The 382-nt window shown below is 30.1% G+C and carries 1 pseudogene; it reads left to right on the forward strand.

What is annotated here, in order from left to right:
- Positions 1 to 201 (forward strand): annotated as a pseudogene (locus CCZ01_RS10695) (bacteriocin); the annotation flags it as partial.
- Positions 202 to 382 lie beyond the last annotated feature (181 nt).

Consider the following 382-nt stretch of genomic DNA (forward strand, 5'->3'; position numbering starts at 1 on the left):
TTTGGACCCGCTTATATTGTTAAGAAAAATAAAGCTACTTCAAGTTTAGGCAATAGCTTTAGCTACTATAGTTATGAAGTAGGTATGGCAACACCTAAAGGTGTATTATACCGCTTTGGTTCAGGACCAACATTCTACAATAACATGATTATTAATGAATTGCAGAATGCCTATAAATCAAATTTAGAAAGAAGATTATAGGCTTAATCTTCTCATTTCACCATTGTTTAAAGAACAATGGTGATTCTAAAGTTTTATTAGATTAAGTCGATGTTAGTTGAGGTAATCTTTTCATAAGGAGTCAACATGAGCATTAATGCAGTTAAAAACTTTCAAAACAACTCTTTGTTTAATCATCAAGGTATAAATAAACAAAGTCAAT

It is taken from the genome of Helicobacter monodelphidis (assembly GCF_003288845.1).
Taxonomy (GTDB): Bacteria; Campylobacterota; Campylobacteria; order Campylobacterales; family Helicobacteraceae; genus NHYN01.